A 15,224-nucleotide genomic window follows, 5' to 3' on the forward strand; every position below is an offset into this window, starting at 1 on the left:
GGTTTGCTGGACAATGTCGTGTGAACCTCAACTAACTAAACGTTTGGGTGTTCACCAACGTGTAACTTATTTATTTGGGTAAGCTTTTAATGAAAACTTTTACAGCTAAACCAGAAACCGTAAAACGCGACTGGTATGTTGTTGACGCGACCGGTAAAACTCTGGGCCGTCTTGCTACTGAACTGGCTCGTCGCCTGCGCGGTAAGCACAAAGCGGAATACACTCCGCACGTAGATACCGGTGATTACATCATCGTTCTGAACGCTGACAAAGTTGCTGTAACCGGCAACAAGCGTACTGACAAAGTGTACTATCACCACACTGGCCACATCGGCGGTATCAAACAAGCGACCTTTGAAGAGATGATTGCCCGCCGTCCTGAGCGTGTGATTGAAATCGCGGTTAAAGGCATGTTGCCAAAAGGCCCGCTGGGTCGTGCTATGTACCGTAAACTGAAAGTTTACGCGGGCAATGAGCACAACCATGCGGCACAGCAACCGCAAGTTCTTGACATCTAATCGGGATTATAGGCAATGGCTGAAAATCAATACTACGGCACTGGTCGCCGCAAAAGTTCCGCAGCTCGCGTTTTCATCAAACCGGGCAGTGGTAAAATCGTTATCAACCAACGTTCTCTGGAACAGTACTTCGGTCGTGAAACTGCCCGCATGGTAGTTCGTCAGCCGCTGGAACTGGTCGACATGGTTGAGAAACTGGATCTGTACATCACCGTTAAAGGTGGTGGTATCTCTGGTCAGGCTGGTGCGATCCGTCACGGTATCACCCGCGCTCTGATGGAGTACGACGAGTCCCTGCGTTCTGAACTGCGTAAAGCTGGCTTCGTTACTCGTGACGCTCGTCAGGTTGAACGTAAGAAAGTCGGTCTGCGTAAAGCACGTCGTCGTCCGCAGTTCTCCAAACGTTAATTGGTTTCTGCTTCGGCAGAGCACAATTGGCGAAAAACCCGCTTCGGCGGGTTTTTTTATGAATTAATCGCCGTTAAACACACCGCTATCCTCTGAATAGCGCCCTCTTTTTCCCCATTTCCAGAATCGACTCACCACAAAGGTCACAAAATCTGGTAAACTATCATCCAATTTTCTGCCCAAATATCGAGGATTGTTCATTTTTTGTTTGATTTTTGAACAGCGAATGACTTTTCCGACGATGGGAAACATAACTTCTGACTGGTCACCTGGTGGCTGGTAGCAGTAAAAATTCTGAATATACCTGGAGGTTTTCATGGCTGTCGCTGCCAACAAACGTTCGGTAATGACGCTGTTTTCTGGTCCTACTGACATCTATAGCCATCAGGTCCGCATTGTGCTGGCTGAGAAAGGTGTTAGTTTCGAGATCGAGCACGTGGAAAAGGACAATCCACCTCAGGATCTGATTGACCTCAACCCGAATCAGAGCGTACCGACACTGGTGGATCGTGAGCTGACCCTATGGGAATCTCGCATCATTATGGAATATCTTGATGAGCGTTTCCCTCATCCACCGCTGATGCCGGTTTACCCGGTTGCTCGCGGTGAAAGCCGCCTGTACATGCACCGTATAGAAAAAGACTGGTATACGCTGATGAACGTCATCGTAAACGGGTCTGCTTCTGAAGCTGACACTGCACGCAAACAACTGCGTGAAGAACTGCAGGCGATCGCGCCTGTATTTGGTCAGAAACCGTATTTCCTGAGCGATGAATTCAGCCTGGTCGATTGCTACCTGGCGCCGTTGCTGTGGCGTTTGCCGCAGTTGGGCATTGAGTTCAGTGGTGCGGGTGCGAAAGAGCTGAAAGGTTACATGACACGTGTCTTTGAACGTGACTCTTTCCTGGCGTCGCTGACCGAACCTGAGCGTGAAATGCGCCTCGGCCGGGGTTAATCTGTATGGATTTGTCACAGCTATCCCCACGCCGTCCATACCTGCTGCGTGCATTTTATGAATGGCTGCTGGATAACCAGCTAACGCCGCACTTGGTGGTGGATGTGACGCTTCCTGGCGTGCATGTCCCCATGGAATATGCACGTGACGGGCAAATAGTCCTGAACATTGCGCCTCGTGCGGTGGGGAACCTGGAGCTGGCGAATGACGAAGTGCGTTTCAATGCGCGCTTTGGCGGCGTACCTCGCCAGGTTTCAGTTCCGCTGGCTGCCGTACTGGCGATTTATGCGCGTGAGAATGGTGCGGGTACGATGTTCGAACCTGAAGCCGCTTACGATGAAGACGTCACCAGTATCAATGATGACGATGAATCCCCTGGCGCTGAGAGCGAGACGGTGATGTCTGTTATCGATGGTGATAAGCCGGATCATAATGATGACAACCGTCCTGATGACGATCCGCCGCCACCGCCGCGTGGTGGTCGACCGGCGCTCCGCGTCGTAAAATAAATCGTCTATAAAATCAAACAGGCCCCCAGGGGCCTGTTTTGTATTCTACGGTCCGCTAATAAAAAAATATGATAGTGGCAATCATATTCACCACGAATCCTACCGCCATTGGGATCGCCGTACGTTTAACCACCTCAAAGGGTGAAACGCCCGCAATGCCTGACGTCACAACAATCACGGCGGTGATTGGTGAAACCGCGCGAGCCAGCGTTGTCGCAAAATGCATCGGCATGATCATAACGACGGCGGGAATATGAAGCCCTGCGGCGATATCCGGAATTAGACTCGCAAAAGACATAAATGGCGCGTTGCCGGAACCCATCACAATTGCGCAGGCTGCAATGACGATCGCCATGATGATCATGACGCCAATACCGCCCAGGCCGGAATGTTCAGCCCCTTTGATCACTGCATCTACGGTACCGATGGTGGTTAAGCCTTTGGCAAAAATTTCCCCAGCGACCACCAGTGTGACAACATTCGCAAACTGGGTGCCCATACCATCAAAGAACGCCTGGACGTCATCCATCGTCTCCCGAAGATTGTGCGTACGAATGAATTCCACAAATATGGTGATGGTCATGCTCATCAGCATCACTACCACCAAATTGAGCTCTGACTGCATGTAGCCGGTATGTGCCAGGAAGAGTGAGCCAAGCATCAGGATGAGCGGCATGACGGGTAAGAGCGCGTAATAAAGCGGGGGGACATCCTCAAGAGCGCTTTGCTCGACGGGGTGCCCGCTCTCGGTCGTCGCCTTTTGGTCAAATCGGCGTTGAACGAAAAAGTGGGCGATAGCGACAGCAACAATGACGCATGTGGCGACAGGAAGCTGGTACTGAAAGAAATAGGTCGCGATTTTCATTCCGGCTACCTGCGCCGCGAAAATAGAGTTTGTTTCGAGGATCCCCCACTCAATCGACATTGATGTTGCAATGACTGCCACCGCAGAAAGACGGCTCACTCCCAGGCTGACCAACGTCGGATAGAGCGTGACCATCAATAGCATTCCCAGCCCCGACGCGCTGGTAATAAATTGTGCCATGATCTGTCCGATCACATAGGTTGCGGCGAGAACAATATAGGGTGATTTGATAAGCTTCAGTGGCCGGCTCAGCAGACTCACCATTGCCCGACTGGCTCCCATCCGGTCCATATAACGGGCATAACCCCCCACAGCCATGATGGACAACCCTAACCCGGCGGCCCTGGTTGAGAGCATGCGCAGGATCTCATTATAAATATCAACCAACAGATAGCCGCTGCTTTTGGCCGGATCCAATAGCGATCCCAGACCTAACCAGACGCCACATAGCATCAGGAAGATCCCCGCAGCGGCCAATACTATCTGGGGTTTATAGTTTTTGAGGATCAGATAGCCCATCGTAATTAAAACGATAACAGAAATTATTATGCCGAACATTTTCTCACTCCATGCCAGAAAGAAGATGAATCAGGTAATGATGTTGTGCTGGAGCGGATGTTATATTTTTCTTTATGGTTTTTATGGCATGGATATCGTGTTTTTAAATTGAATATTTAATTATTTTGTTTAAAAACATATTCTTATGATTATTTTTCAAGACCATATTCTTAAATTTCATCAACTCACTCAGAGGCCCCATATCGTAAAAACAGAGAGAATAAATAAAGCGAGAATATAGGGGGAAATAGCGCACTGAATAAATCATGTATAATCAGAGAAAGCGGGATCCGTTTGTCTTCTGGATGGAAAAGCCGGAGCATTTCACCCCGCTTTCGATCCTGTGTTAGGATGACTTTTGTTATTGTTGGTCATAATTCATCAGACTGGACGCTATGAACGCATTTGATTCGCAAGCAGAAGATTCTCCATCAACCATCGGTCACAGTTTGCGCCGCCGCCCGCTGGCACGCAAAAAACTCTCTGAAATGGTTGAAGAAGAGCTGGAGCAGATGATCCGCCGCCGTGAATTTGGCGAAGGGGAGCAGTTGCCATCCGAACGCGAACTGATGGCATTCTTTAACGTCGGACGCCCGTCGGTACGTGAAGCGCTGGCCGCGCTCAAGCGCAAAGGTCTGGTACAAATCAACAACGGTGAACGCGCGCGCGTCTCGCGCCCTTCGGCGGACACCATCATCAGCGAACTTTCCGGCATGGCGAAAGATTTTCTCTCGCACCCTGGCGGCATTGCGCATTTTGAACAACTGCGCCTTTTCTTTGAATCGAGCCTGGTGCGTTACGCCGCCGAGCACGCCACAGACGAACAGATCGCCCTGCTGAGCAAAGCCCTGGAGATCAACAGTCAGTCGCTGGATGACAATAGCCAGTTCATTCGCTCCGATGTTGATTTTCACCGTGTGCTGGCAGAGATCCCCGGCAACCCGATCTTTATGGCGATCCACGTCGCGCTACTCGACTGGCTGATCGCCGCGCGCCCGAAAGTGGCCGATGAAGCGCTGTATGAACATAACAGCGTGAGTTATCAACAGCATATCGCTATTGTTGATGCGATCCGCGCCCGCGATCCTGACGAAGCTGACCGCGCACTACAATGCCACCTCAACAGCGTTTCTGCCACCTGGCACGCCTTCGGTAAAGCCAAAAAATCCCGCAAGTAATCCCCATATTGCGATCGGTTTAGTGAAGTCGATCGCACAATAAGCTTTCTGTATTACGCTGTCGTAAAAGTGTTCTGGTATAACAGGTATAAAGGTACACAGTTAATCAGTTTAAACACCACTACGAGGTATTTATGGCAAGTAATTTACGTGGCGTGATGCCCGCACTCCTGACCCCTTTCGACGCGCAGCAGAAAATCGATAAGGACAGCCTGCGTCGCCTGGTGCGATTCAACATTGAGCAGGGAATTGATGGGGTGTATGTCGGAGGTTCCACCGGGGAAGCCTTTGTGCAAAGCCTTGCCGAACGCGAAGAAGTGCTTGAAATCGTGGCCGAAGAGGGCAAAGGCAAAATCACCCTGATTGCTCATGTGGGTTGTGTCAGTACGGCGGAAAGCCAGCAACTGGCAGCAGCGGCCAGCCGTTACGGTTTTGATGCTGTCTCTGCGGTTACGCCGTTCTACTACCCGTTCAGCTTTGAAGAACATTGCGATCACTACCGTGCAATTATCGATTCTGCTGATGGATTGCCAATGGTGGTCTACAACATTCCGGCACTGAGCGGCGTCAAACTGACGCTGGATCAGATCAACACGCTGGTCACGCTGCCAGGCGTTGGCGCGCTGAAACAGACCTCGGGCGATCTCTATCAGATGGAGCAGATCCGTCGTGCGCATCCGGATCTGGTGCTCTACAACGGTTACGACGAGATCTTCGCTTCCGGTCTGATGGCGGGTGCGGATGGCGGGATCGGCAGTACCTACAACATTATGGGCTGGCGCTACATGGGGATCGTGCAGGCTCTGCAAGAAGGGAATATCGCCAAAGCGCAGCAGTTGCAGCGTGAATGTAACAAGGTGATCGACCTGCTGATCAAAGTGGGCGTGTTCCGTGGCCTGAAAGCGGTGCTGCACTACATGGATGTCGTCTCTGTACCGCTGTGCCGCAAACCGTTTGCGCCGGTGGATGAAAAATATCTACCGGAACTGCAAGCATTAGCCAACCAACTGCTGGCGGAAAGGGCGTAACAGCGGATAGCCGGGGGCGCTTTGCCTGCCCGGCCTACATAGATCGAACGTAGGCCGGATAAGGCAATGCCGTTATCCGGCACAACAATAAAAATCGTCGGGAGAGTAAAATGAGTACTAATACCCAGAGCATCCCGTGGTATCGCCATCTCAACCGGGCGCAGTGGCGGGCATTTTCCGCCGCCTGGTTAGGGTATGTGCTTGATGGATTTGATTTTGTATTAATTGCGCTTGTATTGACAGATGTACAAAGTGAGTTTGGGTTGACGACGGTTCAGGCGGCAAGCCTGATCTCGGCAGCCTTTATTTCCCGTTGGTTCGGCGGGCTGATGCTTGGCGCCATGGGGGACCGTTATGGTCGCCGTCTGGCAATGGTCAGTAGCATTATCCTTTTTTCCGTCGGTACGCTGGCCTGCGGTTTTGCACCCGGTTACACCACCATGTTTATCGCTCGTCTGGTCATTGGTATGGGCATGGCGGGCGAATATGGCTCAAGCGCAACCTACGTTATTGAAAGCTGGCCGAAGCAACTGCGCAACAAAGCCAGCGGATTTTTGATCTCCGGCTTCTCTATTGGCGCGGTTATCGCAGCCCAGGTCTACAGTCTGGTGGTACCCATCTGGGGCTGGCGCGTCCTCTTTTTCATTGGCATCGTACCGATCGTCTTTGCGCTCTGGCTGCGAAAAAATATTCCGGAAGCGGAAGACTGGAAAGAAAAACACGAAGGAAAAGCGCCAGTACGTACCATGGTCGATATTCTCTACCGGGGTGAACATCGGGTCATTAACATCCTGATGACCATCGTGGCGGCGACTGCTCTGTGGTTCTGCTTCGCAGGCAATCTGCACAATGCCGCACTTGTGGCGGGATTAGGTCTGCTGTGCGCTGTCATTTTCATCAGCTTTATGGTGCAGAGTAGCGGTAAACGCTGGCCAACCGGCGTCACGCTCATGCTGGTGGTGCTGTTTGCGTTCCTTTACTCCTGGCCTATCCAGGCATTGCTCCCGACCTATCTCAAAACCGAACTGTCCTATGACCCGCACACGGTAGCGAACATCCTGTTCTTTAGCGGCTTCGGCGCGGCGGTAGGTTGCTGCGTGGGCGGTTTCCTCGGCGACTGGCTGGGCACCCGCAAAGCCTATGTCTGTAGCCTGCTGGCCTCACAGTTGCTCATTATTCCGGTCTTTGCCATTGGCGGTGGAAACGTATGGGTATTGGGTCTACTGCTGTTCTTCCAGCAGATGTTGGGTCAGGGGATCTCCGGGATCCTACCGAAGCTGATCGGCGGATATTTTGATACCGACCAGCGTGCGGCAGGTCTGGGCTTTACCTATAACGTGGGTGCCCTTGGTGGCGCGCTGGCGCCGATCCTTGGTGCATTGATTGCGCAACGTCTGGATCTGGGCACCGCGCTGGCATCGCTCTCCTTTAGCCTGACGTTTGTGGTGATCCTGCTGATTGGCCTCGATATGCCGACCCGTGTTCAGCGCTGGTTGCGTCCAGAAGCGCTACGTACGCATGACGCTATCGACGGCAAACCGTTCAGCGGCGTCGTACCGTTGGGCGGTGACAAAAGCGCCTTAGTCAACACGAAAAATTGATCCGCTTGCCCGGTCGCATACCGGGCAATCTTTGTAGGGGAAGAAGCATGTTGTTACCTGAACTACAGGGTAAAAGAAGTACTGCCATCACTCGACCGGGATCCCGTTGTCAGTGGCATCAGGAGGCGCAATGACGACATTGGCGATAGATATCGGTGGCACCAAACTGGCTGCCGCGCTGGTGGGTGACGATCTGCAGATCCGTGAACGCTGCGAACGTCCCACCCCTGCCAGCAAAACACCGGATGCGCTGCGCGAAGCCTTAAAAATGCTGATTGAGCCGCTGCAAGCTCAGGCGAAACGGGTGGCTATTGCCTCGACCGGCATTATTCATCAGGGCGTCTTGCAGTCGATTAATCCGCAAAATCTGGGCGGGCTGATGCACTTCCCACTGGTGCACACCTTAGAGGAACTGACTGGTTTACCGGCGCTGGCGGTGAATGATGCTCAGGCAGCGGCCTGGGCGGAATACCATGCCATTACGGAAGATATCAGCGATATGGTGTTTATCACGGTTTCAACCGGCGTCGGGGGAGGTATCGTCAGCGACGGTAAATTACTGACCGGCGTTGGGGGACTCGCCGGACATCTGGGACATACGCTGGCGGATCCGCAGGGGCCGGTGTGTGGCTGCGGACGCGTGGGGTGTGTGGAAGCGATCGCCTCCGGACGCGGGATCGCAGCGGCGGCTCAGGGAGAGCTTGCCGGATGTGATGCAAAAACGATTTTTGCCCGGGCGGCTGAAGGGCATGAACAGGCAATAGGGTTGGTCCAGCATTCCGCTCAGGTGCTGGCGCGGTTAATTGCCGATGTGAAAGCCACCACCGATTGTCAGCGGGTGGTCATTGGCGGCAGCGTGGGCCTGGCGCCAGGGTATCTGGCGCAGGTTCGTCACTTTCTGGCGCAGGAGCAGCCGGTGTACCACGTGGCGTTGAGTGCGGCGTATTACCGGCATGACGCCGGGTTATTAGGGGCTGCGTTGATAGCTCAGGGAGGCAGATGATGATGATGGGCGAAGTGCAGTCGCTACCGACTGCGGGGCTACATCCAGTACTGGAAGAGGCGCTGACGCTGGCGTTAGCGGCCCGACCACAGGAAACAGCGCCAGGGCGTTATGAACTGCGCGGTGACGATATCTTTATGAATGTGATGCAGTTTGCCACACAACCTCCGCAGGCGAAGAAGGCAGAGCTGCATGAAAAGTACATCGATATTCAACTGCTGTTGGCGGGCGAGGAACGCATTCTGTTCGGCATCACCGGTTCTGCGCGTCAGTGTGAGGAGATGCACGTTGAGGAGGATTATCAGCTGTGTACTCACATCGACAATGAACAGGCGTTGGTGTTGAAACCGGGCATGTTCGCGGTATTTATGCCGGGAGAACCGCATAAGCCGGGCTGCGTTGTTGATGTTCCTGGGGACATTAAGAAGGTGGTTGTGAAGGTGAAAGCGAGTTTATTCAACGCATAAAAAAGCCGGAGGGCGGCTTCGCCTTATCCGGCCAACAACGTACGCAAAACCGTAGGCCGGATGAGGCGGTTACGCCGCCCTCCGGCACTGAGACTTACACTTCCAGCCAGTTCATGATCCCATCTGCCGCTTTACGGCCTTCGGCAATCGCGGTGACCACCAGATCCGAACCGCGAACGATATCGCCACCGGCGAAGATTTTCGGGTTGCTGGTCTGGAAGGCGTTGTCGCTGCCTTCCGGTGCGATAATCCGCCCCTGAGAGTCCAGCTCAACGCTGTGCTGCGCCAGCCATTCCATGCTGTGCGGACGGAAACCAAACGCCATCACCACCGCATCTGCCGGAACAACGTGCTCGGAACCGGCAACGATCTCCGCGCGACGACGGCCTTTCGCATCCGGGGCGCCCATCTCAGTGCGCGCCATTTTCACGCCGCACACCTTACCGTTAGCGTTTATTTCCACACCCAGCGGCTGCACGTTGAACTGAAACTCGACGCCTTCTTCACGCGCGTTTTTCACTTCGCGTCTGGAGCCTGGCATGTTCTCTTCGTCACGACGATAGGCACAGGTGACGTGCGTCGCGCCCTGGCGAACTGAAGTACGCACGCAGTCCATGGCGGTATCACCACCGCCCAGCACCACCACGCGTTTGCCTTCCATGCTGACAAACGGTTCATCAGTGGTTTCGCCAAAGCCCATCATCTGCTTGGTATTGGCGATCAGGAACGGCAGGGCGTCGAATACGCCGTCAGCGTTTTCGTTTTCCAGACCGCCACGCATCGACTGATAGGTCCCGACGCCGAGGAAGACGGCATCGTACTCTTTCAGCAGGGCGTCGAGCTGTACGTCACGACCCACTTCAACGTTGAGTTTGAACTCAATGCCCATGCCGGTGAAAATTTCACGGCGGCGGGTCATCACCTCTTTTTCCAGCTTGAACGCGGGAATGCCAAAGGTCAGCAGGCCGCCGATCTCCGGATGCCTGTCAAACACCACCGCCTTCACGCCGTTGCGGGTCAGCACATCGGCACAGGCTAGCCCTGCTGGCCCGGCACCAATGATGGCCACGCGTTTGTCGGTCTGGCGTACGCCGGTCATATCCGGACGCCAGCCCATCTCGAAGGCTTTGTCGTTGATATAGCGTTCGATATTGCCGATGGTCACCGCGCCAAACTCATCGTTCAGCGTACAGGAACCTTCGCACAGTCGGTCTTGCGGGCAGACGCGACCGCACACTTCCGGCAGGGTATTGGTCTGGTGAGACAACTCCGCCGCTTCAAAGATACGCCCTTCGTTCGCCAGCTTCAGCCAGTTCGGGATGTAGTTGTGAACCGGACATTTCCACTCGCAGTACGGGTTGCCGCAGGAGAGACAGCGATCCGCCTGCGCTTTCGCCTGACCTTCGGAAAACGGCTCGTAGATTTCTACAAACTCGATTTTGCGGATCTTCAGCGGTTTTTTCGGCGGATCAACGCGCTGCAGGTCGATAAATTGGTATACGTTCTGACTCATCTTAACCCCTTACTGCGCCTGCACACGCAGCTCAGCTGCGCTACGACTACGGTGACCCAACAGTGCTTTCACATCGCTGGACTTCGGTTTAACCAGCGCGAATTTCGCGGAGAAAGCAGGCCAGTTTGCCAGAATCTCTTCACCACGTTGAGAACCGGTGTGCTGCACATGCTCGGTGATCAAACCGCGCAGGTGTTCTTCGTGGATGGCCAGCGAGTCTACGCTCAGCACTTCCACCAGTTCCGGGTTCACACGTTTGCGGAAATCGCCGCTCTCGTCCAGCACGTAGGCGAATCCGCCCGTCATGCCAGCACCGAAGTTCACCCCGGTTTTACCGAGAATACACACAATACCGCCGGTCATGTATTCACAGCCATTGTCGCCAATGCCTTCCACGACCGTGATCGCGCCGGAATTACGTACGCCGAAACGTTCACCCGCACGGCCTGCGGCAAACAAACGTCCTCCGGTGGCGCCATACAGACAGGTGTTGCCGATAATGCTCGCCTCATGGCTGCGGAAGGCCGAACCGACCGGAGGACGTACCGCCAGCAAGCCGCCCGCCATGCCTTTGCCGACATAGTCGTTGGCATCACCGGTCAGGTACAGCTCCACGCCGCCCGCGTTCCAGACGCCGAAGCTCTGGCCTGCCGTACCGCTGAAGTGCGCCTTGATGGGGTCCGCCGCCAGTCCCTGATCGCCATGCGTCTGCGCGATATAGCCAGAGAGCGTCGCGCCGACGGAACGGTCAGTGTTGCGAATATCAAACCAGAACGTTTTGCTCAGGCACTCGTCGACGAACGGTTTTGCCTGTTGCAACAGCTGCGCGTTCAGCACACCGTTGTCGAACGGTGGGTTGTTTTCGGTGCAGAACACGGCTTTGCCTGGATGCGGCTCGGCGGTTTCCAGCAGGCGAGACAGTTCCAGCTTCTGCTGTTTGGCGGTAAACCCTTCCAGCTCTTTTAGCAGGTCGGTACGGCCAATCAGATCCACCAGACGCGTCACGCCAAGCATCGCCATCAGCTCGCGGGTTTCGCGGGCGATGAATTCAAAGTAGTTGGTCACTTTGAATGGCAGGCCGTGGTAGTGGTTCTTACGCAGTTTTTCGTCCTGGGTTGCCACGCCCGTTGCGCAGTTGTTCAGGTGGCAAATACGCAGGTATTTACACCCCAGCGCCACCATCGGGCCGGTTCCGAAGCCGAAGCTTTCCGCGCCCAGAATTGCCGCTTTGATGATATCGACACCGGTTTTCAGACCGCCATCGACCTGCAAACGGATTTTGTGACGCAAGCCGTTAGCCACCAGTGCCTGCTGGGTTTCCACCAGCCCCAGTTCCCACGGACAGCCCGCGTATTTCACTGACGAGAGCGGACTCGCGCCGGTGCCGCCGTCGTAACCGGCGATGGTGATCAAATCGGCATAGGCTTTCGCCACGCCGGTGGCGATGGTGCCGACGCCCGGTTCGGAAACCAGCTTCACGGAGATCATCGCTTTTGGGTTGACCTGCTTGAGGTCGAAAATCAGCTGCGCCAAGTCCTCGATAGAGTAGATATCGTGGTGCGGCGGCGGGGAGATCAGCGTCACGCCCGGTACCGAGTAGCGCAGTTTGGCGATGTACGGGGTCACTTTATCCCCCGGCAACTGACCGCCTTCGCCCGGCTTCGCGCCCTGAGCGACTTTAATTTGAATCACGTCGGCGTTCACCAGATACGCCGGGGTCACACCGAAACGACCGGAGGCCACCTGCTTGATGCGCGACACTTTATTGGTGCCGTAGCGCGCCGGATCTTCACCGCCTTCGCCGGAGTTAGAGTTGCCGCCGATGCTGTTCATCGCTTCCGCCAGCGCTTCGTGTGCTTCCGGGCTCAGTGCGCCGATAGACATCGCTGCCGTATCGAAGCGTTTGAACAGTTCAGTGGCGGGCTCGACTTCATCAATGCTCACGGCCTTTTCGCCGGGCGTGATTGCCAGCAGATCGCGCAGCGTTGTCGCCGGGCGTTCGTTGACCAGTTTCGCGTACTCCTGATAATCGCTGTACTCGCCGCTTTGAACGGCCTGTTGCAGCGTGCGCACGACATCCGGGTTATAGGCGTGATACTCGCCACCGTGAACATATTTCAGCAAACCGCCCTGACCCAACGGTTTACGCGCCAGCCAGGCATGTTTAGAGAGATTCAGCAGGTCCTGCTGGAAGTCTGTAAAACCTGCGCCACTGATACGGCTGACCACGCCCTGGAAGCATAAGCTGACCACATCATCGTGCAGACCGACGGCTTCAAACAGTTTTGAGCAGCGGTAAGAGGCGATAGTCGAGATGCCCATTTTGGACATGATCTTGTAAAGGCCTTTGTTGATACCGTTACGGTAGTTCAGCATCACGGTACGATAGTCTTTCGCAATCGCGTGGGTGTCGCTCAGGCGGCCCAGTGTTTCATACGCGAGGTAGGGGTAGATTGCCGTCGCGCCGAAGCCCAGCAACACGGCAAAGTGGTGCGGGTCGCGCGTGCTGGCGGTTTCGACAATGATGTTAGCGTCACAGCGCAGGCTCTGTTCTACCAGACGCGTCTGCACCGCACCGACCGCCATCGGCGCCGGAACCGGCAAACGGTTTTTGCCAATGTTACGGTCAGAGAGCACCAGCAACACGGTGCCGTTGCGTACCATTTGCTCCGCTTTGTCGCACAGCGCTTTCACCGTCTCTTCGAGCGAGGTTTGCGTCACGTCGAAGGTGATGTCCAGCGTATCCGCGCGATAATGCTCCTCTTTCATGGTGGTGAGCTGTTTGAAATCGGAGTACAGCAAAATCGGCGATTTGAAGCTCAAACGGTGCGCCTGGCCTTCCGCTTCGCAAAAGACGTTCATTTCCCGACCGATGCTGGTGGCCAGCGACATTACGTGTGCTTCGCGCAGCGGATCGATCGGCGGGTTGGTGACCTGCGCGAACTGCTGACGGAAGTAATCGTAAATGATGCGTGGCTGGCTGGAGAGCACGGCAAACGGGGTGTCGTCGCCCATTGAACCCACCGCTTCCTGGCCGTTTTCGCCCAACACGCGGATAACGGAATCCAGCTCTTCGGCGCTGTAGTTAAACTGTTTCTGGTAGCTGGCGAGAGTGTCGTCATCCAGCTCACGTTGACCCACCTGGTCATCGGCCAGTTCTTCAAACGGCACCAGACGGCGGACGTTTTTCTCCATCCACTCTTTATACGGGTGGCGGCTTTTCAGGTCGTCGTCAGTTTCCGCAGAGTGCAGGATGTGCCCGCTGCGGGTGTCGATCACCATCAGTTCGCCCGGACCGACGCGGCCTTTCTCGACCACTTCGTCAGGCTGGTAATCCCAGATCCCCACTTCAGAGGCGCAGGTGATCAGTTTATCTTTGGTGATGACGTAGCGCGCTGGGCGCAGACCGTTACGGTCCAGGTTACAGGCCGCAAAGCGACCATCAGACATCACGATGCCTGCCGGGCCGTCCCACGGCTCCATGTGCATGGAGTTAAAGTCAAAGAAGGCGCGCAGATCCGGATCCATATCCGGGTTGTTCTGCCAGGCTGGCGGCACCAGCAGGCGCATGGCGCGGATGATGTCCATCCCGCCAGCCAGCAGCAGTTCCAGCATGTTATCCAGTGAGCTGGAGTCGGAGCCGGTTTCGTTGACGAACGGGGCGGCGGACTGCAAATCCGGGATCAGCGGCGTCTGGAATTTATAAGTACGGGCGCGCGCCCACTGGCGGTTACCGGTGATGGTGTTGATCTCACCGTTGTGCGCCAGGTAGCGGAACGGCTGTGCCAGCGGCCAGCGTGGCACGGTGTTAGTGGAGAAGCGCTGGTGGAACAGGCAGATAGCCGATTCCAGACGCAGGTCCGCGAGGTCCAGGTAAAAGCGCGGCAAATCCGCCGGCATACACAGACCTTTATAAATGTTCACCAGGTTCGACAGACTGCAAACGTAGAAGTCTTTGTCTTCCTGCAGACGTTTTTCGATACGGCGGCGGGCGATAAACAGGCGGCGTTCCATATCGCGTGGACGCCAACCCGCAGGCGCGTTAACGAAAATTTGCTCAATACGTGGCAGAGAGGAGAGGGCAATTTCACCAAGAACGCCTTCATTGGTCGGCACTTCGCGCCAGCCAACGATCGACAGGGTTTCCTGCTGGAGTTCTTCTTCGACAATTCGACGGGATGCGGCCGCCAGCTCAGGATCTTTGTTCAAAAAGATCATGCCGACGGCGTAGTTTTTGGCTAAACGCCAGCCGCGCTCTTCGGCAACAATGCGAAAAAAGCGGTCGGGTTTTTGCAGCAGCAAACCGCAGCCATCGCCGGTTTTTCCATCCGCGAGAATGGCGCCACGGTGCTGCATTCGGGCCAGCGCGTGTATAGCAGTACGCACTACCTTGTGGCTAGGTTCGCCTTCTATGTGGGCGATCAGGCCGAAACCACAGTTATCCCTCTCAAGAGATTTATCGTACAACATATCAGTGAACCTCCCCAGGCTCTGAGGGACGCCTCTCTGGACCGCTGCGCACGGGCACACCAAGAGCATGGCGACGGGGTTTGCGTGTCATACGCTTACCTCGCATTCGCCCTCTTTCATCCGTTTCGCGTAGGTCAAACAAGTTTGAGGA

13 protein-coding genes are annotated in these 15,224 nt (G+C 55.1%); 9 read left to right on the top strand and 4 right to left on the bottom strand.

All coding sequences use genetic code 11. From position 1 onward, the window contains the following. The first annotated feature begins 89 nt into the window (after window positions 1-89). Window positions 90-518 carry a 50S ribosomal protein L13 gene (gene rplM / locus P2W74_RS02250; protein WP_024551131.1) on the top strand — a complete coding sequence of 143 codons (429 nt, stop codon included), beginning with the start codon at window positions 90-92 and terminating at the stop codon, window positions 516-518. Between the two features lie 15 nt (window positions 519-533). Further along, window positions 534-926 (top strand): 30S ribosomal protein S9, encoded by a 393-nt coding sequence (rpsI, locus tag P2W74_RS02255; RefSeq protein ID WP_003860436.1) that lies wholly within the window; start codon window positions 534-536, stop codon window positions 924-926. 63 nt (window positions 927-989) lie between these two features. On the opposite strand, the gene P2W74_RS02260 is transcribed toward rpsI, so the two are convergent. Continuing rightward, the gene (locus tag P2W74_RS02260; RefSeq protein WP_276293724.1) at window positions 990-1,244 is read right to left on the bottom strand and encodes a hypothetical protein; all 255 of its coding nucleotides are present in this window, start codon (window positions 1,242-1,244) and stop codon (window positions 990-992) included. Between P2W74_RS02260 and sspA the strand changes: the two genes are divergently transcribed. Both sspA and sspB read left to right on the top strand, forming a co-directional pair. Further along, the gene (sspA, locus tag P2W74_RS02265; protein ID WP_192613654.1) at window positions 1,243-1,881 is read left to right on the top strand and encodes a stringent starvation protein SspA; all 639 of its coding nucleotides are present in this window, start codon (window positions 1,243-1,245) and stop codon (window positions 1,879-1,881) included. The genes P2W74_RS02260 and sspA overlap by 2 nt on opposite strands. A gap of 5 nt (window positions 1,882-1,886) precedes the next feature. Continuing rightward, a complete protein-coding gene (gene sspB / locus P2W74_RS02270; RefSeq protein WP_276293725.1) occupies window positions 1,887-2,390 on the top strand; it encodes a ClpXP protease specificity-enhancing factor in 504 nt (167 codons plus the stop codon). A gap of 55 nt (window positions 2,391-2,445) precedes the next feature. Here the strand turns inward: sspB and dcuC are convergent, their stop codons facing one another. Next, window positions 2,446-3,813 carry an anaerobic C4-dicarboxylate transporter DcuC gene (gene dcuC / locus P2W74_RS02275; protein ID WP_276293726.1) on the bottom strand — a complete coding sequence of 456 codons (1,368 nt, stop codon included), beginning with the start codon at window positions 3,811-3,813 and terminating at the stop codon, window positions 2,446-2,448. Between the two features lie 386 nt (window positions 3,814-4,199). Between dcuC and nanR the strand changes: the two genes are divergently transcribed. The 5 genes from nanR to nanQ all read left to right on the top strand — a co-directional run bounded on the left by nanR (window position 4,200) and on the right by nanQ (window position 9,090). After that, window positions 4,200-4,991, top strand: a complete 792-nt coding sequence (gene nanR / locus P2W74_RS02280) for a transcriptional regulator NanR (protein ID WP_276295115.1) — start codon at window positions 4,200-4,202, stop codon at window positions 4,989-4,991. A gap of 134 nt (window positions 4,992-5,125) precedes the next feature. Further along, entirely contained in the window at window positions 5,126-6,019 is an 894-nt protein-coding gene (nanA, locus tag P2W74_RS02285) for an N-acetylneuraminate lyase (protein ID WP_276293727.1), read from the top strand. Window positions 6,020-6,129: 110 nt separating this feature from the next. Beyond that, window positions 6,130-7,620, top strand: a complete 1,491-nt coding sequence (locus P2W74_RS02290; RefSeq protein ID WP_276293728.1) for an MFS transporter — start codon at window positions 6,130-6,132, stop codon at window positions 7,618-7,620. 130 nt (window positions 7,621-7,750) lie between these two features. Further along, on the top strand, window positions 7,751-8,623 hold the full coding sequence (gene nanK, locus P2W74_RS02295; protein ID WP_276293729.1) for an N-acetylmannosamine kinase: 873 nt from the start codon (window positions 7,751-7,753) through the stop codon (window positions 8,621-8,623). Then, on the top strand, window positions 8,623-9,090 hold the full coding sequence (nanQ, locus tag P2W74_RS02300; RefSeq protein WP_276295116.1) for an N-acetylneuraminate anomerase: 468 nt from the start codon (window positions 8,623-8,625) through the stop codon (window positions 9,088-9,090). The genes nanK and nanQ overlap by 1 nt, the downstream gene beginning before the upstream one ends. Before the next feature lie 94 nt (window positions 9,091-9,184). Here nanQ and gltD read toward each other — a convergent pair whose 3' ends face one another. Continuing rightward, window positions 9,185-10,603: a glutamate synthase subunit GltD gene (gltD, locus tag P2W74_RS02305; RefSeq protein WP_276293730.1), complete on the bottom strand. Its 1,419-nt coding sequence runs from the start codon at window positions 10,601-10,603 to the stop codon at window positions 9,185-9,187. A 9-nt stretch (window positions 10,604-10,612) separates the two neighbouring features. Beyond that, window positions 10,613-15,073, bottom strand: a complete 4,461-nt coding sequence (gene gltB / locus P2W74_RS02310) for a glutamate synthase large subunit (protein WP_276293731.1) — start codon at window positions 15,071-15,073, stop codon at window positions 10,613-10,615. Window positions 15,074-15,224 lie beyond the last annotated feature (151 nt).

Source organism: Citrobacter enshiensis (assembly GCF_029338175.1).
In the GTDB taxonomy this organism is placed as follows: domain Bacteria; phylum Pseudomonadota; class Gammaproteobacteria; order Enterobacterales; family Enterobacteriaceae; genus Citrobacter_D; species Citrobacter_D enshiensis.